The organism is Halomonas eurihalina, from assembly GCF_008274785.1.
Lineage (GTDB): Bacteria > Pseudomonadota > Gammaproteobacteria > Pseudomonadales > Halomonadaceae > Halomonas > Halomonas eurihalina.
Genome location: NZ_VTPU01000003.1, coordinates 146,652 through 165,029 on the forward strand (window position 1 = coordinate 146,652; position 18,378 = coordinate 165,029).

The 18,378-nt window shown below is 64.1% G+C and carries 16 protein-coding genes; 10 read left to right on the forward strand and 6 right to left on the reverse strand.

Annotated features, from left to right (window positions below; genetic code table 11):
* The first annotated feature begins 257 nt into the window (after positions 1–257).
* Positions 258–887, forward strand: coding sequence for a glutathione transferase GstA (gene gstA, locus FZZ93_RS04660; RefSeq protein WP_149321163.1), 630 nt, complete (start codon positions 258–260; stop codon positions 885–887).
* A 181-nt stretch (positions 888–1,068) separates the two neighbouring features.
* Here the strand turns inward: gstA and FZZ93_RS04665 are convergent, their stop codons facing one another.
* The 5 genes from FZZ93_RS04665 to hutI all read right to left on the reverse strand — a co-directional run bounded on the left by FZZ93_RS04665 (position 1,069) and on the right by hutI (position 8,086).
* The gene (locus FZZ93_RS04665) at positions 1,069–2,403 is read right to left on the reverse strand and encodes a Na+/H+ antiporter family protein (protein WP_149321164.1); all 1,335 of its coding nucleotides are present in this window, start codon (positions 2,401–2,403) and stop codon (positions 1,069–1,071) included.
* Positions 2,404–2,491: 88 nt separating this feature from the next.
* A complete protein-coding gene (gene hutH / locus FZZ93_RS04670) occupies positions 2,492–4,030 on the reverse strand; it encodes a histidine ammonia-lyase (protein ID WP_149321165.1) in 1,539 nt (512 codons plus the stop codon).
* Between the two features lie 174 nt (positions 4,031–4,204).
* Complete coding sequence (gene hutU, locus FZZ93_RS04675) at positions 4,205–5,884, reverse strand: urocanate hydratase (protein ID WP_149321166.1); 1,680 nt, start codon at positions 5,882–5,884, stop codon at positions 4,205–4,207.
* Between the two features lie 44 nt (positions 5,885–5,928).
* A complete protein-coding gene (gene hutG, locus FZZ93_RS04680; protein WP_149321167.1) occupies positions 5,929–6,870 on the reverse strand; it encodes a formimidoylglutamase in 942 nt (313 codons plus the stop codon).
* Positions 6,860–8,086 carry an imidazolonepropionase gene (gene hutI, locus FZZ93_RS04685; protein WP_149321168.1) on the reverse strand — a complete coding sequence of 409 codons (1,227 nt, stop codon included), beginning with the start codon at positions 8,084–8,086 and terminating at the stop codon, positions 6,860–6,862. The genes hutG and hutI overlap by 11 nt, the downstream gene beginning before the upstream one ends.
* Positions 8,087–8,397: 311 nt before the next feature.
* On the opposite strand from hutI, the gene FZZ93_RS04690 reads away from it, so the two are divergent.
* The gene (locus tag FZZ93_RS04690; protein ID WP_187774462.1) at positions 8,398–9,726 is read left to right on the forward strand and encodes a YjiH family protein; all 1,329 of its coding nucleotides are present in this window, start codon (positions 8,398–8,400) and stop codon (positions 9,724–9,726) included.
* Between the two features lie 17 nt (positions 9,727–9,743).
* Here the strand turns inward: FZZ93_RS04690 and hutC are convergent, their stop codons facing one another.
* Positions 9,744–10,454: a histidine utilization transcriptional repressor HutC gene (gene hutC, locus FZZ93_RS04695; protein WP_149321169.1), complete on the reverse strand. Its 711-nt coding sequence runs from the start codon at positions 10,452–10,454 to the stop codon at positions 9,744–9,746.
* A gap of 101 nt (positions 10,455–10,555) precedes the next feature.
* Here hutC and FZZ93_RS04700 point away from each other — a divergent pair, with 101 nt between their 5' ends.
* The 8 genes from FZZ93_RS04700 (at position 10,556) to FZZ93_RS04735 (ending at position 18,336) form a co-directional block, all read left to right on the forward strand.
* Positions 10,556–11,179 (forward strand): DUF938 domain-containing protein, encoded by a 624-nt coding sequence (locus tag FZZ93_RS04700; protein ID WP_149321170.1) that lies wholly within the window; start codon positions 10,556–10,558, stop codon positions 11,177–11,179.
* Positions 11,180–11,249: 70 nt separating this feature from the next.
* A complete protein-coding gene (locus tag FZZ93_RS04705) occupies positions 11,250–12,200 on the forward strand; it encodes a sugar-binding transcriptional regulator (RefSeq protein WP_149321171.1) in 951 nt (316 codons plus the stop codon).
* 303 nt (positions 12,201–12,503) lie between these two features.
* Positions 12,504–13,814 carry an ABC transporter substrate-binding protein gene (locus FZZ93_RS04710; protein WP_149321172.1) on the forward strand — a complete coding sequence of 437 codons (1,311 nt, stop codon included), beginning with the start codon at positions 12,504–12,506 and terminating at the stop codon, positions 13,812–13,814.
* A gap of 83 nt (positions 13,815–13,897) precedes the next feature.
* Positions 13,898–14,788 (forward strand): carbohydrate ABC transporter permease, encoded by an 891-nt coding sequence (locus tag FZZ93_RS04715; RefSeq protein ID WP_149321173.1) that lies wholly within the window; start codon positions 13,898–13,900, stop codon positions 14,786–14,788.
* Positions 14,789–14,905: 117 nt separating this feature from the next.
* Positions 14,906–15,694 carry a carbohydrate ABC transporter permease gene (locus tag FZZ93_RS04720; protein WP_246146114.1) on the forward strand — a complete coding sequence of 263 codons (789 nt, stop codon included), beginning with the start codon at positions 14,906–14,908 and terminating at the stop codon, positions 15,692–15,694.
* Positions 15,695–15,707: 13 nt separating this feature from the next.
* Positions 15,708–16,850 carry an ABC transporter ATP-binding protein gene (locus FZZ93_RS04725; protein WP_149321175.1) on the forward strand — a complete coding sequence of 381 codons (1,143 nt, stop codon included), beginning with the start codon at positions 15,708–15,710 and terminating at the stop codon, positions 16,848–16,850.
* Positions 16,851–16,859: 9 nt separating this feature from the next.
* Complete coding sequence (locus FZZ93_RS04730) at positions 16,860–17,537, forward strand: HAD family hydrolase (RefSeq protein ID WP_149321176.1); 678 nt, start codon at positions 16,860–16,862, stop codon at positions 17,535–17,537.
* 22 nt (positions 17,538–17,559) lie between these two features.
* Entirely contained in the window at positions 17,560–18,336 is a 777-nt protein-coding gene (locus FZZ93_RS04735; protein WP_149321264.1) for an L-iditol 2-dehydrogenase, read from the forward strand.
* Positions 18,337–18,378 lie beyond the last annotated feature (42 nt).

Here is an 18,378-nt window from a genome sequence, read left to right on the forward strand (position 1 = left end):
ATGCTGTTTTGAAAATCGGTATAGATACAAATTTTATTTCAGGCAACGAAAGCAGGATGTGAAGTGGTGGTATTCGCCTGACAGATACGCCTCGTGGCTTCCCTATGGTGAAGCAGGTGCTCTTTTGTTTTGCTGGGCTTTTCTCTGCGTCGATTTGTGGAGCCCTTCCTTGAAGAGGCACCGGCTATCATCCGCTTTACATTTTGGCCCTGAAGGGCTGAGAAATTGTTATCTCACCAGTTGTCGAGGAGACTAGTATGAAACTTTACTATGCACCAGGAACCTGCTCTCTCTCACCACATATCGTTGCGCGGGAAGCTGGTATCGAACTAGAGCTGGAGAAGGTCGATATCAAGGCTAAACCAAAGCGTACCGAATCCGGCGCTGACTTTACGCAGATAAACCCCAAGGGTTATGTCCCGGCGCTGCAGCTGGATGATGGGACCTTGTTGACTGAAGGTGCGGCCATGATCCAATTGCTCGCTGAATACGCTCCCGAGCACGACTTGGTCCCTCCAGTCGGAGTGATGGCGCGCTACCAGCTCCAGGAGTGGCTGATCTTCATCAGCTCTGAGCTGCACAAAATGTTCAGCCCTTGGCTATTCCACCCCGAGTATGGTGAAAAGGCGCAACTGGTAGCACGGGAGAAGATCAACGAGCGCTTTGTTCTGTTGGATCGAACACTGGAAAATCGCGACTTCCTGATGGGCGAACATTTTACCGTAGCTGATGCTTACTGCTTTGCCGTGGTGCGTTGGTCAGTGACGAAGGATATCGACCTTTCTCCCTATCCCTGGCTAAAGGCTTATATGCAGCGTGTTGCCAGTCGCCCTAAGGTCAAGGAGGCACTATCCGCTGAAGGCCTTGAGACGTCTCTGTTTTTTTGAAGCCTGATTCAAACCAATAGGGCTCCGAGAAAGCGGGTTCTGTTCAGATAACGTTTCACAACCTCGAGCTTGAAACTCTCATCCTACTTCGCCATGAAAAACACCCCATCAGTTGGAGTGGTGTCCAACTGATGGGGTGCAGCTCATCGGCTCAACCCGGCGCGGTCGGCCGTCGGGCGGATCAGAGCGTCATGGCGGCAATCCAGCCGAAGGCCACCAGCGGGATGTTGTAGTGCAGGAAGGTAGGCACCACGCTGTCCCAGATGTGGTCGTGCTGGCCGTCGGCATTGAGGCCGGCGGTGGGCCCGAGGGTCGAGTCGGAGGCCGGTGAACCGGCATCCCCGAGGGCGGCCGCGGCACCGACCAGGGCGATGGTCGCCATGGGCGAGAAACCGAAGTTCAGCGCCAGGGGCACGTAGAGCGAGGCGATGATCGGAATAGTCGAGAACGACGAGCCGATCCCCATGGTGATGAACAGCCCCACCAGCAGCATGATCAGGGCGGCCAGGCCCTTGTTGTCGCCGATCACTTCGGTGGAGCTGGTGACCAGCGCCTCGACCTGGCCACTGGCCTGCATCACGCTGGCGAACCCTGCCGCCGAGATCATGATGAAACCGACCAGCGCCATCATGCGCATGCCTTCGGTGAAGATATCGTCCTGTTCATGCCAGCGGAACACACCGCTCACCGACAGCAGGGCGAAGCCGAAGAGCCCGCCGATCACCATCGAACCGGTGAACAGTTGGACCGTGACGGTACCGACCAGAGCTGCCGCCAGTACCAGCATCTGCCAGGGCTTGAGGTGCTGAGCGGCCTGGCTGGGCGTCTCGTCACCGTGGGCCAGGTCGATGTCCTGATAGTCGCGCTTGCGACGGTAACTGAACAGCAGGGCGACCACGAGCCCCAGGGCCATGCCGCCGATGGGCACGATCATGGCCATCGGCACCATGCCGGCGGTCACATCCAGGCCGTTCTCGTTGAGGTTGGTCAACAGGATATCGTGAAGAAAGATCGAGCCGAAGCCGACCGGCAGTAACATGTAAGGGGCGGTGATGCCGAAGGTGATCACGCAGGCCACGGCCCGGCGATCGAGCTGCAGGTGATTCATCAGCTTGAGCAGCGGCGGCACCAGCACCGGGATGAAGGCGATGTGTACCGGAATCAGGTTCTGGGAGCTCACCGCCGCGGCCAGCAGCACGCCGAGCAGGGTGAAGACGATCCACTGGCGATTGGGGATCCCGTCGTCCAGTCCCAGCCTGGCGATAGCCTTGTTGGAGAGCAACTGAGTGATGCCCGAGCGCGACAGGGCCACGGCAAAGGCCCCCAGCACGGCGTAGGAGATGGCGACCTTGGCACCGTTGCCCAGGCCGTCATTGAAGGCGGTGAGGATTTCGCCCAGCGGCATGCCCGCATAGAGACCGCCGACCAGGGCGGCGGCGATCAGCGCGAACACGACGGATACGCGCATCAGGCTGAGGGTGACCATGACCAGGATGGCCAGGACGACTGCGTTCATGTCTTGCCCCTTGTGAGAAGGTCGATTGTTGTTGGTGTCGCCCCTTGCCGGCTCGGGGCGGGAGGGGCGACGAGGTTGTGTGGCCTGGTCAGTTCACTTGGCTGGGCAACAGATCGGCGGGCGCCAGACGACTGAGGTGGCGTTTCGCGAGGAGTTCGCTGGCGGCGTCGATGTCCGGCGCGAAGAAACGGTCCTTGTCGTAGTAGGCGACACGCTCGCGCAGTACCCGGCGAGCTTCTTCCAGTGTGTCGGTGGTCCTGAGACCACCGCGGAAATCCAGGCCCTGGCAGGCGGCCAGCCATTCGATGGCGAGGATGCCACGCACGTTGTCGGCCATTTCCCATAGCCGCTTGCCGGCGGCCGGCGCCATGGAGACGTGGTCTTCCTGGTTGGCCGAGGTTGGCAGGCTGTCGACGCTGTGCGGATGCGCGAGTGCCTTGTTCTCGCTGGCGAGTCCGGCCGCCGTCACCTGCGCGATCATGAAGCCCGAGTTGACGCCGCCATGCTCCACCAGGAAGGGCGGGAGCTGGGACATGTGCTTGTCCATCATCAGCGAGACGCGACGCTCGGTGAGCGAGCCGATCTCGGCGATGGCCAGCGCCAGGTTGTCGGCCGCCATGGCCACCGGCTCGGCATGGAAATTGCCGCCGGAGATGATATCACCCTGTTCGGCGAACACCAGGGGATTGTCCGAGACAGCATTGATCTCGATGCCCAGGACCTCGGCGGCCTGGCGCAGCTGGGTGAGGACGGCACCCATCACTTGAGGCTGACAGCGCAGGGAATAGGGATCTTGAACCTTGCCGCAATCGACGTGGGAGTCGCTGATCTCGCTGCGTTCGCCGAGCAGGTGGCGATAGGCGGCAGCGGCATCGATCTGGCCACGCTGGCCGCGCACCTCGTGAATGCGAGGATCGAAGGGCGAGCGCGAGCTCAGGGTGGCCTCCACGGTGAGCGAGCCGCAAACCGTGGCGGCGGCGAACAGGTCCTCGGCCTCGAACAGGCCCTTGAGGGCGTAGGCGGTGGAGACCTGGGTACCATTGAGCAGGGCCAGGCCCTCCTTGGGTGCCAGCGAGAGTGGCTCTAGGCCGGCGATTTCAAGCGCCCTGGTGGCCGGCAGCCATTCGCCCTGGTAGCGGGCCTGGCCTTCGCCGAGCAGCACCACACTCATGTGCGCCAGCGGCGCCAGGTCACCGGAGGCACCCACCGAGCCCTTGAGCGGAATCTGCGGATAGACCTCGGCGTTGATCAACGCCACCAGGGCATCCAGCACCTCGCGGCGAATGCCGGAGTAGCCGCGAGCCAGACTGTTGACCTTGAGCACCATGATCAGGCGTACCAGGGCATCTTCCATGGCACCGCCGACGCCGGTGGCGTGGGACAGCACCAGGGAACGCTGCAGGTCCTCGAGCTGGTCTTTCTCGATGCGGGTCTGGGCCAGCAGGCCGAAGCCGGTGTTGACGCCGTAGACGGTACGGTCTTCCTCGACCACGCGATTGACGCAGTCGACACCGGCGCCGATATCGGCATCGGCGCTCGCCGGTAGCGTGACTTGCAGAGGGGCCTCGAAGACCCGGCGCGCCTGCGCCAGGCTCATCTTGCCGGGTTGGATGTCGAGTTGGTTCATAGGGAGTTCCTCATCTCGCCGGGTCGGAGCTTGCCGGTGGCAGGTACTACGCGAAGGCGCTGTGAACCCATCCCTGGGCGCTACCGATGCCATCCTTGGCATCGGACCTTCGCTTCGACCTGCTACCGGTGCTCCTTGTGTCAGCGAGAAACATGTCTGTGGAGGTAGAAGGTTTTACTTATCGACCATCGGCAGGTCGAGGCCGTTCTCTCGGGCGCTCGCCTTGGCGATGTCATAGCCGGCATCGGCATGGCGCATCACCCCGGTGCCCGGGTCGTTGCGCAGCACGCGGCCCAGGCGGATATGGGCATCCTCGCTGCCGTCGCAGACGATCACCACGCCGGCGTGCTGGGAATAGCCCATGCCCACGCCGCCACCATGGTGCAATGAGACCCAGGTGGCGCCGCCGGCGGTGTTGAGCAGGGCGTTGAGCAGCGGCCAGTCGGAGACGGCATCGGAGCCATCCATCATCGACTCGGTCTCGCGATTGGGGCTGGCCACCGAGCCGGAATCCAGGTGATCGCGACCGATGACCACCGGCGCCTTGAGCTCGCCGTTTCTGACCATCTCGTTGAAGGCCTGGCCGAGGCGGGCGCGATCCTTGAGGCCGACCCAGCAGATGCGTGCCGGCAGGCCTTGGAAGGCGATGCGCTCGCGGGCCATGTCCAGCCAGTTGTGCAGGTGCGGGTCGTCCGGGATCAGCTCCTTGACCTTCTGGTCGGTCTTGTAGATGTCCTCGGGGTCGCCGGACAGCGCCGCCCAGCGGAAGGGGCCGATGCCCTGGCAGAACAGCGGGCGGATATAGGCGGGCACGAAGCCGGGGAAGTCGAAGGCATTGTCGACGCCTTCTTCCTGGGCCATCTGGCGAATGTTGTTGCCGTAGTCGAAGGTCGGGATGCCTTGCTGCTGGAAGTCGAGCATGGCGCGCACGTGCACCGCCATGGACTGCTTGGCCGCCTTGGCGACTGCCTCGGGCTCGGTCTTGCCACGCTCGACATACTCATCCCAGCTCCAGCCGACCGGCAGGTAGCCGTGCAGCGGATCGTGGGCGCTGGTCTGGTCGGTGACCATGTCCGGGCGTACGCCGCGCTTGACCAGCTCAGGCAGCACGTCAGCGGCATTGGCACACAGGCCGATGGAGATCGCTTTGCCCTCGGCGGTGTAGCGCTCGAGGCGAGCCAGAGCGTCGTCCAGATCCTCGGCCTGTTCGTCGAGGTAGCGCGTGCGCAGGCGGAAGTCGAGACGCGACTGCTGGCACTCGATGTTCAACGAGCAGGCGCCGGCCAGGGTGGCGGCCAGCGGTTGGGCTCCACCCATGCCGCCGAGGCCGGCGGTCAGGATCCAGCGTCCCTTGAGGTCACCGTCGTAGTGCTGGCGGCCGGCCTCGACGAAGGTTTCGTAGGTGCCCTGGACGATGCCCTGGGAGCCGATGTAGATCCAGGATCCGGCGGTCATCTGGCCGTACATCATCAGGCCCTTCTTATCGAGCTCGTTGAAGTGCTCCCAGTTGGCCCAGGCCGGCACCAGGTTGGAATTGGCAATCAGCACCCGGGGCGCGTCCTTGTGGGTCTCGAACACGCCCACTGGCTTGCCGGACTGGATCAGCAGCGACTGGGTGTCCTCCAGGCGCTGCAGGGTCTCGACGATTTTGTCGAAGCATTCCCAGTCGCGGGCGGCGCGGCCGATGCCGCCGTAGACCACCAGGTCCTCGGGGCGCTCGGCGACGTCCGGGTGCAGGTTGTTCATCAGCATGCGCAGTGGTGCTTCGGTGAGCCAGCTCTTGCAGGTGAGCTCGGTACCGGTGGGAGCGCCGATCCGGCGGCTGGGGTCGTGACGCTTGTCGGTCTGGGACATGGGGTATTTCCTCATGGTCAAGAGTCTGATGGCTGATGTGCGGGTCAGCCGTTCAGGGTCAGTAGATGGACGAGACGCGCGGCCACCCGGGCGGTGCGGCCATCGATGTCATGGTCGGGGTTCAACTCGGCGATATCGGCCAGGCTTAGCTTTCCGCTGTCGCGGACCGCCTCGACCAGGGGCTCGAGCAGTGCCAGGGGCACGCCGCGTGCCGCCGGTGCACTGACGCCGGGGGCCTCGGATGCCGGCAGCACGTCGAGATCGATGGTCAGGTAGAGCTGGTCGCAGCGGGCGATGAAGCGCTCGAGGTCACGCTGGATGCCATCGAGTCCCGTGTGCGTGATGTCGCGGTCCTCGCGGAACAGCACGCCGAGCTCGTCGGCGCGTCGGAACAGTGCGCGAGTGTTGGCGGCGCGGCTGATGCCAAGGCAGGCATAGCGGAACGGCCAGCCCCTGGCGTGGCAATCCTCGGCAACCTGCGCGAAGGGCGTGCCGGAGGAGCGTACGTGGCCAGGATCGCGCAGGTCGAAATGGGCATCGAGGTTGATGATGCCGACGCGCGGCCGCGTTTCGCGAGGAGCGAGGTGGCGGGCGAGTCCGCACCAACTGGCGTAGGCGATCTCGTGGCCGCCGCCGAGCACGATGGGCAGGTGGCCAGCGTCGAGCAGCGGCGCCAGGCGCTCGGCCAGTGCTTCCTGGGCGGCTTCCAGGGCGTCGTCTTCGCAGGTCACGTCGCCGGCGTCGAAGGCGGGCGCTTCGCGGTGCCAGGCGAGCGGGGCGAGGGCACGCCGGATCGCCGACGGTCCGGCGGCGGCACCGATCCGGCCCTGGTTGCGCGCCACGCCGGCATCGCTGGCGAAGCCGAGAAGGGTACATCCCGCCGGGGCGTTCTCCGAAAGGGGCGCGATGCGCTGGTGCCAGCGGTCACTGTCGGGCTCGGGGTCGCGGCGACCCTGCCAGAGGCGCATGTCGATCTCATTGGCCATGGGCGAGCTCCTCCACGGGTTGGCCGGCGACGACGCGCTGGCGAAGTCGACCGGGCTGGACGGCATAGGCAAGTTCCGCCGGGGAGTCGATGTTCCAGAGGCACAGGTCGGCGGGGGCGCCTTCACGCAGTCTGCCGAGTTCGGGCATTCCCAGGGCGCGGGCACCATGCGCGGTCATGCCGGCCAGCGCCTCTCGAGGCGTGAGGCTGAACAGGGTACAGGCCAGGTTGAGCATCAAGGTCGGCATGAACAGCGGCGAACTGCCGGGATTGGCGTCGGTGGCGACGGCCATCGGCACGCCGGCCTCGCGCAGCCCGGCGATGGGGGGGCGCTGCGTCTCGCGCAGCGTGTGGAAGGCGCCCGGCAGGATCACCGCCACGCTGCCGGCATCGCGCATGGCGGCGATTCCCGCGTCGTCGAGGTACTCGATATGGTCAGCCGACAAGGCGCCGTGGCGGGCGGCCATGGCGGAGCCCCCAAGATTGGAGAGCTGCTCGGCATGGGCCTTGATCGGCAGGCCGTGGGCTTGGGCCGCTTCGAAGACGCGCTCGCACTGGGCCACCGAGAAGGCGATCTTCTCGCAGAAGACATCGACCGCGTCGGCCAGTCCCTCGGCGGCGGCAGCGGGAATCATCGCCTGACAGACCAGGTCGATGTAGCCGTCGCTGTCGTCTGCGTATTCCGGTGGCAGGGCGTGGGCACCAAGCAGGGAAGTGACGACGCGCACCGACCGGGCCTCGCCGAGACGGCGGGCGACGCGCAGCATCTTGAGCTCGTTTTCCACGTCGAGGCCATAACCTGACTTGATCTCCACGGTGGTCACACCGTCGGCGAGCAGAGCATCGAGGCGTGGCAGGGCGGCGGCGATCAGCTCGTCCTCGCTGGCCTCGCGCGTGTCGCGCACGGTGCTGATGATGCCGCCGCCGCGTCGGGCGATTTCCTCGTAGCTCACGCCTTCCAGGCGTGCCTCGAATTCGTCAGCGCGACCGCCCCCGAACACCAGATGGGTATGGCAATCGACCAGCCCGGGGGTCATCACCCCGCCGTTGCCCATGTGCCGGCAGGTCTCGGCATGCTCGGACGAGAGTTCCCGCATCGGGATCAGGGACTGGATGCGGTCGTCCTCGACGATCACCGCCATGGCGTTGGGCAGGGTCTCCTGGCCGTCGAAGACGGTAACGTCCTGCCAGAGTAGGCGAGTCCGGGGATGGGTCATGCTGACGCCTCCTGATATCTTTGTATATACAAATAAGTTAGCGCATTCCTGTGTTGCCGTCACCCCGTCGGTCGTACCTTCGACGAGGCCTTAATGTTTGATCTTTTGCTCAGGAGAACTCCAGTTTTATGTTTTATTATCAAATAGATACTTTTGTATTTCTTTTGCTGCCGAATAAGCTTGGATGAATGTTTTAGACCAAAGTATCAGAGGTGTGCCCGAGATGTGCATGGCATTGATACTTTGCGTGTTGTATATACAAACTGTGTTGTGGCAATCCCGTTCTCACAATGACAATCCAGGAGCCTCCCATGGCGAACTCCCCATCCGACGCTTCCCGACGTCGGGGGCCATCGACGAGCACCGTGTTCAAGCTGTTCGTACCCAGCTTCATCGGGGTGCTGATCTTCTTCGTGCCCATTACCCTCGATGGCAAGACGACCATACCGCTGGATCACATGGTGACCGCGGCCCGGAGCCTGCTGGGCGAGGGCAGTGGCTTTTATGCCCTGGCGTTGATCGTCGCCGGGGCGCTCTATCCCCTGATCAGGGGGACCTGGCGGCGCAGCCTGACGGAGCGTGTGTTCAGCGTGCTCAAGCTGGCCGGCGTGGCAGCGGCGGTGATGGCGTTGACCGGCTGGGGGCCGGCCTTCCTGCATGAGCCGGACATGCTGCCCTTTCTGTTCGACAAGCTGGTGATTCCGGTAGGGCTGATCGTGCCGATCGGGGCCATCTTCCTGGCACTGTTGATCAGCTTCGGCCTGCTCGAGCTGATCGGCGTGCTGGTTCAGCCGGTGATGCGGCCGGTGTGGCGCACGCCGGGGCGCAGCGCGATCGATGCCGTGGCGTCCTTCGTCGGCAGCTATTCCATTGGCTTGCTGATCACCAACCGGGTCTACCAGGCGGGACAGTATTCGGCCCGGGAGGCGGCGATCATCGCTACCGGTTTCTCCACCGTGTCGGCGACCTTCATGATCATCGTCGCCAAGACACTGGAACTGATGGCGTTCTGGAATCTCTATTTCTGGCTGACGCTGGTCATCACCTTCGTGGTGACGGCGATCACGGTTCGGATTCCACCTCTTTCGAGCATGGATGACAGCAAGACGGACGGTGAACCGGAGGCCGTACCGGGGCGACGCCTGGCCACGGCCTGGCGTACCGGACTCGAGGTGGCGGAGCGGGCGCCGAGCCTGCTGTCCAGCGTGGCGCTGAATTTCCGCGAGGGGCTGCTGATGGCGATCAGCATCCTGCCGTCGATCATGTCGGTGGGGCTGGCCGGATTGCTGCTGGCCAAGTACACGCCGCTGTTCGAATGGCTCGGCTGGGCCTTCTATCCCTTCGTTGCAGTCTGGGGGCTGGACGAAGCCGCCGCCCTGGCCCAGGCATCGGCGGCGGGGCTTGCCGAGATGTTTCTTCCGGCCCTGCTGATGGGCGATGCCGGCCTGGCGGCGCGCTTCGCCGCCGGAGTGGTGTCGGTCTCCGCGGTGCTGTTCTTCTCGGCCTCGATTCCCTGCATCCTGTCGACCAGCATTCCGCTGTCGGTCGGGCGCATCGTGGTCGTATGGTTCCTGCGGGTGGCCCTGAGCCTGCTGCTGGCGGTGCCGGCGGGTTACCTGGTGCAAGCTCTGGCCGGTTGATCGGCGTCAGGGCCGCATCAGTTGGTATGCAACGAGGAGCGTAGCTTGTAGCGGTCGCCGGGGTGGATCAGGCGGGCGTAGCTGATCAGGTGATCTCCCGACCAGGTGCGCCGGATCATTCGCAGGCAGGGTTCGTGGGGGGCGATGTCGAGGCGTTGTGCGGTGTCGGCGTCGACCAGCACGGCTTCGACCACGTGCTCCACGTCGTTGATCGGGCAGGCTGCCACCAGGACCTCATTGGGCGTGTGCTGCGTGAAGTCCGTCTCCAGGTAGTGGGGAACCCGGCTGGGATTGACATAGCGATCTTCAAGCTGGATGGGCACGCCGTTCTCGCGATGCACAATCAGGGTGTGAAAGACCCGGGCGCCGTTGCGCACGCCCAGATACACCGAGATCTCGTCGTTGGCTTCCAGCGCTTCGGCACGCAGGACTTCGCTGGTATAGGCGTGGTCCCGGCTGCGGACTTCCTCGGCGATGTTGTGCACCTCGATCAGCGAGGACTCGGCCTTGCGGTCGGTAACGAAGGTGCCGACCCCGGGTTGTCGCGTCAGGTATCCTTTCTGGACCAGGTCACGGATCGCCTTGTTGGCGGTCATGCGGCTGACGCCGAACTCCTCGGCCAGCCGCTCCTCGGGGGGAATCCGATATTGCGGCGGCCAGTCGCCGCCATGAATCTTCTCCAGCAGGTGCCGTTGTATCTTGAGGTAGCGAGGCAGAGAGCCGGCCATGCGTTATCCTGTGTGTCCATTTCGGTGAAACGGGAAATTTTCCCAGGTGGCGGCGACACCCGCCGTCCCAGGCACTTTCGGACAATGCCCAGGAGACCATGATGTCACGAACCGATCACCGGGGCACATCCCCGGCGTGTCTCAAGAGCCCTGCTGCCGCGCGCAATCGCGAGCCGATCCTCGCGGTGCTCGAGGAAGTATTGCCGGCGCGAGCCCGGGTGCTCGAGCTGGCCAGCGGCAGCGGGGAACATGCGCTCCACTTTGCCACGGCGATGCCGGGCTGGCAGTGGCAGCCAAGCGACGTCGACTCGCATTCCCTGGCGTCCATCGAGGCCTGGCGGGCGACGTCCGGGCCGGACAATCTGCTGGCGCCGATACGTCTCGATGCCACGGGTGCCTGGCCTGACGGGACATTCGACGCCATCGTGGCCATCAATCTGAACCACATTTCGCCCTGGGAAGTGACCGAAGCGCTGATGGCCCTGGCCGGCGAGCGGCTGGTGGCCGGGGGAGCGCTCTATCTGTATGGCCCATATCGGCGCGAGGGGCGACATACGGCGCCGAGCAATGCGGCCTTCGATGAGGACCTTAAACGACGCGATGCACGCTGGGGTGTGCGCGGCCTGGAGGCGGTGGTCGAGGCGGCCAATTCCCGTGGATTGGTGCTAGAGATGGTCGTCGAGATGCCGGCCAACAATCTCAGCGTGGTGCTGCGTCGCCAATGAGCGGAGATTGTGCAACTCCGGCAGCCTTGCGATGATGCCGGGCATGATGATCAGCCAGTGAGTCGAGAGAGTGGACAAGTTTGAGGTGAAACTGGACCAGGCGGCGCGGGCGGCCTGGCTCTCCCATGTGGGAGGCTGTACCCAGGACGAGATCGCCGCCCAGTTGGGGGTTTCCCGCCCCGGCGTGCAGCGCCTGCTGGCACTGGCGCGTCAGGAGGGCCTGGTCAAGGTCCATATCGATCATCCCATCGCGCAGTGCACGGCGCTGTCCCAGGCGATTCGTGATGCCTTCGGCCTGGCGTTCTGCGATGTGGTGCCGGCCGATGCCGAGGCGGAGGCCGATAGCGCCCACTATCTGGCGGTGGCTGGTGCCGAGCGCCTTGTGCGCCTGCTCGAGCGTTCCGAGCCGTTGACCCTGTCGCTGGGCACGGGGCGCTCGGTTCGAGCCACGGTGGAAGCCTTGAGGCGGCTCGACCGCCCGCAGCATCGTATCGTCTCGCTGGTGGGCAACATCGCCCGGGATGGTTCCGCCAATCGCTATGACGGCGTCATGGTGCTTGCCGACAAGACGGGCAGCGAGCGTTTTCTGTTGCCCGCGCCGGTCGTGGCGGGGTCGGTGAGCGAGAAGGAGGCGCTGCAGGGGCAGCCGTTGTTCCAGGCCATCACCGAGGTGGCGCGCCAGGCCCAGGCGGCGTTTATCGGTGTGGGGCGTATCGATCGCCAGGCAACCCTGTTCCAGGATCACTTCATCAGCGAGGCCGAGCTGGACGAGCTGCTGTCACGGGAGGCCGTCGGCGAGCTGCTCGGCTGGCCCATGAATGCCGAGGGCGAACTGATCGACTGCTCGACCAGTCGACGCGTCACCAGTCTGCCATTGTCGATGTTTCGCGATCAGGAAATGGTGGCCCTGGCCGGCGGGCGGGGCAAGGCGCCGGCGATTCTCGCGGCCCTGCGTGGAGGCTGGTTGAAGAGTCTGGTGACCGACGAACAAGCCGCGAAATATATCGTCGATCACTTGTGATCGGAGCCACGAGCTTCGAGATACGAGATACGAACCCCGTGCCCGGGTTGGTCGAGCGGTAATTTCCGTCGTCTGCTCTTGACGCGAGGCTCTCGTCAGTCGTCATCCTGCTCGCCGCTCGCTTCTAGTTTCTCGCCTAAAGTCTAAGCCTCCAGGCTTTGCTTTTTTGTCGGCGCTATCCGATCATTTGATCAGTCGTTGATTTCATTGATCGGCAATGAGCGAAAGGGCAGCGGGATTTCCCGTCGCCCGGAGACAACAACAATTCCTCCTGTGGGGGGATCAACGCGACAGGAGCACGCCATGCAGCGTCATCGTCTACTTCCCTTGGTGGCCGCCACGGCACTGGGTGCCACGGCAGCCCAGGCCGAGACCATCACGGTGGCCACCGTCAACAACAATGACATGGTCATCATGCAGGGGCTTACCGAGGCCTTCGAGAAGGCGCACCCCGATATCACCCTGGACTGGGTGGTGCTCGAGGAGAACGTGCTACGCCAGCGCATGACGACTGATATCGCCACCGACGGCGGGCAGTTCGATGTCATGACCATCGGCAGCTACGAAGCGCCGATCTGGGCCGAGCGGGGCTGGCTCGAGCCCCTCGACGACCTGCCCGAGTCCTACCAGGCCGAGGATCTGCTCAAGCCGGTTCGTGACGGCCTCAGCCATGACGGAACTCTCCATGCACTGCCGTTCTACGCCGAGAGCTCGATGATGTATTACCGCAAGGACCTGTTCGAGCAGGCCGGCATCGAGATGAGCGAGCAGCCGACCTGGAGCGAGGTGCGGGAATGGGCCGGCAAGCTCCACGACCCCGACAACGAGGTGGCCGGCATCTGCCTGCGCGGCAAGCCGGGGTGGGGCGAGAACATGGCGTTTGTCTCGACTCTGGTGAATACCTACGGGGGCCGTTGGTTCGACATGGACTGGAATCCCGAGATCGACAGCCAGGCCTGGCAGAAGGCGATCTCCTTCTACGTCGATCTGCTCAACGATTATGGCCCGTCAGGGGCGAGTTCCAACGGCTTCAACGAGAACCTTGCGCTCTTCTCGCGGGGCAACTGCGCCATGTGGGTCGATGCCACCTCGGCGGCCGGCAAGCTGTTCAATGCCGATGAGTCCCAGGTTGCCGACCAGCTCGGTTTCGCGCCGGCACCGGTAGCCGAGACACCGAAGGGCTCGCATTGGTTGTGGTCCTGGGCGCTGGCGATTCCTAGCTCCTCCGAGTCTCCGGAGGCGGCCAAGACCTTCATTCAATGGGCGACCTCGCAGGAATACGTCGAGCTGGTCGGCGAGCGCGAAGGCTGGACCAGCGTACCGCCCGGCACTCGCGAATCCACCTATGCTGATGAACGCTACCAGCAGGCAGCGCCCTTCGCCGGCTTTGTGGTCGATGCGATTCGCGACGCCGATCCCCTGGATTCCACCCTCGAACCCAATCCCTATGTGGGCGTGCAGTTCGTCGGCATTCCCGAGTTCCAGTCGATCGGCACCCAGGTCGGGCAGATGGTCGCCTCGGCCCTGACCGGGGAAAGCAGTGTCGAGCAGGCGCTTCAAGCCGCACAACGTGCCACCGAACGCACCATGCAGCGTTCTGGCTATATCGACTGACGCATCGGCATCATCCTGGCGGCGCGCTCGCGCCGCCTCGGTCCAGTGCCGTTTGCGGCGTTCCAACCGACGAGTGACGACCCATGAACAAGACCCGAGCCTCTGGCCGCACTGTCGGGGGGCTGCGCACGCTGTCGCTGCAGGCTCCCGCGGTGACCCTGCTGTTGCTGTGGATGCTGGTGCCGCTGGGCATGACCCTGTGGTTCTCCTTCCAGCGCTACAACCTGCTGATGCCCGGCATGAAAGGTTTTGCCGGCTTCGAGAATTATCAATATCTGCTGACCGATCCCGCCTTGTGGTCGGCCATGGGGACGACCTTGCTGCTGGTGGGCTGGGTTCTGGCGATCACCGTGGTGGGGGGCACCCTGCTGGCGGTGCTGTTCCAGCAGGATTTCTTCGGGCGCGGAATCGCCCGCGTGCTGGCCATCTCGCCGTTCTTCGTCATGCCCACGGTCGGCGCCCTGGTGTGGAAGAACATGATGATGCACCCGGCCAACGGGGTACTGGCCTGGCTCGCCGAATCCCTGGGCCTGCCGGCACTGGACTGGTTCTCCAGCCTGCCCTTGACCTCGATCATCATCATCGTCTCCTGGCAGTGGCTGCCGTTCGCGCTGTTGATTCTGCTGACTGCCATGCAGTCGCTGGACGACGATCAGGTCGAGGCCGCGCGCATGGATGGGGCTGGGCCGGTGGCGATCTTCTTCTTCATCACGCTGCCGCATCTCAAGCGGGCGATCAGCGTGGTCATCATGATCGAGATGATCTTCCTGCTGACCGTCTTCGCCGAGATCTTCGTCACCACCTCCGGCGGGCCGGGGCTGGCCACCACCAACCTGGCTTACCTGATCTACATCCGTGCCCTGCTCGACTTCGATGTCGGTACGGCGTCCGCCGGCGGGGTGATCGCCATCATCCTGGCCAACATCGTTGCCATCTTCCTGGTCCGCATGGTGGCCAAGAACCTGGAAGAGTGAGCCAGGCATGCTGAGGAGACGATTCCCATGACGACGACTCTGTCGACCAAAGACACACCGGTGACCTCGGCCCGAGGGGATGCCGCGGCTCGAGCCAGGCGACTGCGCGGCTTCGGCATGGCGGTGCTCGGCTGGACGGTGGCCCTGATGATCTTCTTCCCGATCTTCTGGATGATCCTGACCGGCTTCAAGACCGAGGCCGAGGCCATTGCCGAGCCGAGCCTGATTTTCACGCCGACCCTGGACAGCTATGTCGAGGTGCAGAACCGGGCCGACTACGTCAAGTTTGCCTGGAACAGCGTGGTGGTCGCCTTCGGCTCGACCCTGCTGGCGCTGCTGATCGCCATTCCGTCGGCCTATTCGATGGCGTTTCTGCCGACCAAGCGTACCAAGGGCACGCTGCTGTGGATGCTGTCGACCAAGATGCTGCCGCCGGTCGGCGTTCTGGTGCCGATCTATCTGCTGTTCCGCGACATGGGGCTGCTGGACACCCTGACCGGCCTGACCATCGTCTACATGCTGATGAACCTGCCGATCGTGGTGTGGATGCTCTACACCTTCTTCAAGGATCTGCCCCGGGACATTCTCGAGGCAGGGCGCATGGATGGAGCGAGCACCCTGCAGGAAATCGGCTATCTGCTACTGCCCCTGACGCTGCCCGGGATCGCTTCCACCGGCCTGCTGTCGGTGATCCTGAGCTGGAACGAGTCCTTCTGGAGCCTCAACCTGACAACCTCCCAGGCGGCGCCGTTGACCGCCTACATTGCCTCCTTCTCGAGCCCCGAAGGCCTGTTCTGGGCCAAGCTGTCCGCCGCCTCGACTATGGCCATCGCGCCGATCCTGGTGTTCGGCTGGCTCACCCAAAAACAAATGGTTCGTGGCCTGACCTTCGGCGCCGTCAAATAAAGAGGACAACGACATGGCAACCCTGCAACTCAACAGCGTCGTCAAGCGCTTCGATGAAACCCAGGTCATCCAGGGGGTCGACCTGGAGGTCAAGGACCAGGAGTTCGTGGTCTTCGTCGGCCCGTCCGGCTGCGGCAAGTCGACCCTGCTGCGCATGATTGCCGGCCTCGAGAGTGCCACCTCCGGGGACATCGTCATCGAAGGCCAGCGGATCAACGACCTGGGGCCGGCGGAACGCGGCCTGGCCATGGTGTTCCAGAGCTACGCCCTCTACCCGCACATGACGGTGGAGGACAACATGGGCTTCAGCCTGCGCCTGGCCGGCGTCGGCAAGGAGGAGCGCCGCGAAAAGGTGGGCGAGGCGGCGCGGATCCTGCAATTGGAGCCACTGCTGGACCGCAAGCCGAAGGCCCTGTCCGGCGGCCAGCGCCAGCGGGTAGCGATCGGCCGGGCCATCGTGCGCAATCCCAGCATCTTCCTGTTCGACGAGCCGCTGTCGAACCTGGACGCGGCCCTGCGCGTACAGATGCGCATCGAACTGGCGCGTCTGCACGAGGAACTCAAGGCGACCATGATCTATGTCACCCACGACCAGATAGAGGCCATGACCATGGCCGACAAGATCGTGGTGCTGCAAGGCGGGGTGGTGGAGCAGGTTGGCTCGCCCATGGAGCTCTACCATCATCCCCGCAACCGTTTCGTGGCCGGTTTCATTGGCTCGCCGAAAATGAACTTCCTGCCGGTGAGAGTGGTATCGGCGGGCAGCGATGGCGTTGAAGTCCGCCTGCCCGGCAGCGACACCACCCGAGTGCCGGTCGATGGGCGAACCTGCGAAGCGGATCAAGCGCTGACGCTCGGGATTCGCCCGGAACACCTGACGCTGGACGAGACGGGGCCCCTGCGGGGGCGCATCCAGGTCATCGAGCGCCTGGGCGGCCAGACCTCGCTCTACGTGGAAATGGGCGATGACCTCCTGACGCTGATGGTGGATGGCGACGTGACCCATAGCGTGGGTGATGAGATTCGCTTCAACTTTGAGCCGCGGCGAGGGCACCTGTTCACCGATGACGATCTCGCGCTCGAGAGTCTCGAACGCCATCCGCTGGCCTATCTGACCCGTCAGGACAATCGCGCCGCTAGTGATGCCGAGGCTTGAGGAGAGGGCATGGAACGACTGATCTTTGATTGCGACGGCGTGCTGGTCGACAGCGAGGCGATCGCCGAGGCGACGTTGGTCGAACGGCTGTCGGTGTGGCTGCCCGACGTTGATATCCAGGCGCGCCTCAATGAAGCCCTAGGCTTGACCACCGAGGCGATTCTCGAACGTCTCGAAGCGCTCAGCTGCCATGTGTTGCCGGATGATGCCCTGGGAGCCATCGACCAGGAGATCGAGCGGCGTCTGGCGAAGGAGCTGCATGCCATCGATGGCGTCGCCGAGGCCATCGAGCGGTTGGGCATGCCGATAGCGGTGGTATCCAACAGTCACCGCGGGCGGGTACGTGACTCGCTGGCGCATACCGGGCTGGATGCCCTTCTGGACGGGGCGCCGATCTTCTGTGCCGAGCAGGTGGCGCATCCCAAGCCGGATCCGGCCATCTATCGACTGGCCGCCGAAACGCTGGACGCTTCAACGGAGGACTGCCTGGTGGTGGAGGACAGTGTGGCCGGCGCCAGTGCCGCCCGGGCGGCGGGCATGACCGTGATCGGCTTCACCGGCGCTAGTCATGTGCCACCGGGCCAGGCCAGGCGGCTGCTCGACGCCGGTGCCTGGTGTGTGATGGAGCACATGAGCGAATTGCCGTCGCTGGTGACGGCCTGGCGCAAGCAACGCCTTGCCGGTTGAACGAACACAAGGAGACAACGTGATGAAGCTCGCCGACAAGGTGGCAGTGGTGACGGGTGGGGCGCGAGGCATTGGCCTGGCGATCGCCCGGCGTTACGTGGCGGAAGGTGCTCGGGTGGTGGTTGCCGATGTCGATGACAAGGCCATCGACGCAGGGCTGGCATCGCTGGATGCCGGGGAAAGGGTCATCGGGCTGCGGCTGGATGTGTGCGACAGGGCATCGATCGATGCCATGGTCGCGACGGTCATGGAGCACTTCGGCGGCATCGACATCCTGGTCAACAACGCCGCGGTCTTTGATATGGCGCCGGTGCTGGAGGTGACCGAGGAAAGCTTCGACCGGCAGTTCGAGGTCAATGTCAAAGGGCTTTTCTTCACGCTCCAGGCGGTGGCGGCGGCCATGGTCGAGCAGAGGCGAGGCGGGGCCATCATCAACATGACCTCCCAGGCCGGTCGACGTGGCGAGGCGCTGGTCAGTACCTACTGTGCCACCAAGGCGGCGGTGATCAGCCTGACGCAATCCTGTGGGCTGGACCTGGTCCAGCACGGCATTCGGGTCAATGCCATCGCCCCTGGGGTGGTCGACACGCCGATGTGGGAAGCAGTGGATGCCCTGTTCGCGCGTTACGAAGGACGGCCGCTCGGTGAGAAGAAACGGCTGGTCGGCGAGGCAGTGCCGATGGGGCGTATGGGCCGCCCGGAGGACTATGCCGGGGCGGCGGTCTTTCTGGCCTCCGAGGACAGCGACTATGTGGTGGCCCAGACGTTGAATGTGGATGGCGGCAACTGGATGAGCTGAAAGATGCTTGAGCGGGCGAATTGCTGCGTTGCACGGTGCTCG

What these genes read in the sequence shown, in the direction of transcription:
- gstA (WP_149321163.1), top strand. Translation starts at nt 258, where the DNA reads ATGAAACTTTACTATGCACCAGGAACCTGCTCTCTCTCACCACATATC.
- FZZ93_RS04665 (WP_149321164.1), bottom strand. Translation starts at nt 2,403, where the DNA reads ATGAACGCAGTCGTCCTGGCCATCCTGGTCATGGTCACCCTCAGCCTG.
- hutH (WP_149321165.1), bottom strand. Translation starts at nt 4,030, where the DNA reads ATGAACCAACTCGACATCCAACCCGGCAAGATGAGCCTGGCGCAGGCG.
- hutU (WP_149321166.1), bottom strand. Translation starts at nt 5,884, where the DNA reads ATGTCCCAGACCGACAAGCGTCACGACCCCAGCCGCCGGATCGGCGCT.
- hutG (WP_149321167.1), bottom strand. Translation starts at nt 6,870, where the DNA reads ATGGCCAATGAGATCGACATGCGCCTCTGGCAGGGTCGCCGCGACCCC.
- hutI (WP_149321168.1), bottom strand. Translation starts at nt 8,086, where the DNA reads ATGACCCATCCCCGGACTCGCCTACTCTGGCAGGACGTTACCGTCTTC.
- FZZ93_RS04690 (WP_187774462.1), top strand. Translation starts at nt 8,398, where the DNA reads ATGGCGAACTCCCCATCCGACGCTTCCCGACGTCGGGGGCCATCGACG.
- hutC (WP_149321169.1), bottom strand. Translation starts at nt 10,454, where the DNA reads ATGGCCGGCTCTCTGCCTCGCTACCTCAAGATACAACGGCACCTGCTG.
- FZZ93_RS04700 (WP_149321170.1), top strand. Translation starts at nt 10,556, where the DNA reads ATGTCACGAACCGATCACCGGGGCACATCCCCGGCGTGTCTCAAGAGC.
- FZZ93_RS04710 (WP_149321172.1), top strand. Translation starts at nt 12,504, where the DNA reads ATGCAGCGTCATCGTCTACTTCCCTTGGTGGCCGCCACGGCACTGGGT.
- FZZ93_RS04715 (WP_149321173.1), top strand. Translation starts at nt 13,898, where the DNA reads ATGAACAAGACCCGAGCCTCTGGCCGCACTGTCGGGGGGCTGCGCACG.
- FZZ93_RS04720 (WP_246146114.1), top strand. Translation starts at nt 14,906, where the DNA reads ATGGCGGTGCTCGGCTGGACGGTGGCCCTGATGATCTTCTTCCCGATC.
- FZZ93_RS04725 (WP_149321175.1), top strand. Translation starts at nt 15,708, where the DNA reads ATGGCAACCCTGCAACTCAACAGCGTCGTCAAGCGCTTCGATGAAACC.
- FZZ93_RS04730 (WP_149321176.1), top strand. Translation starts at nt 16,860, where the DNA reads ATGGAACGACTGATCTTTGATTGCGACGGCGTGCTGGTCGACAGCGAG.
- FZZ93_RS04735 (WP_149321264.1), top strand. Translation starts at nt 17,560, where the DNA reads ATGAAGCTCGCCGACAAGGTGGCAGTGGTGACGGGTGGGGCGCGAGGC.